The organism is Roseibium sp. SCP14 (genome assembly GCF_040329475.1).
In the GTDB taxonomy this organism is placed as follows: domain Bacteria; phylum Pseudomonadota; class Alphaproteobacteria; order Rhizobiales; family Stappiaceae; genus Roseibium.
In genome coordinates this window covers 1-249 of record NZ_JBDZYH010000045.1, presented here as the reverse complement: position 1 = coordinate 249, position 249 = coordinate 1, and the positions used below count along the sequence as shown (strand labels likewise).

Here is a 249-nt window from a genome sequence, read left to right as displayed (position 1 = left end):
AGCATCACCGTCACCGGCTCCGATGTCATGATCGAGATTGTCCAGAAGCTCGAATGTGTAGCTGCCCTCGTCGTCGTCGTTCAACGTGATCCGGAAAACATCGCCCGCCGTTGTCGACCCCGTCAGAACCGGGTTGCCATTGGCATCCACAGAAGCGGTCACGGTCACTTCAAGACCGTTGGAGGTCAGAACATCACCGTTCCCCGTCAGCACCGTTCCGGTGGAGTTCACGCCGGAGAACTCAAGGCT

The 249-nt window shown here is 58.2% G+C and carries 1 protein-coding gene; it reads right to left on the bottom strand.

Annotated features, from left to right (window positions below; translation table 11 throughout):
• On the bottom strand, positions 1-249 hold a 249-nt coding region (locus ABLQ08_RS32540), incomplete at both ends, for a hypothetical protein (protein ID WP_352950929.1).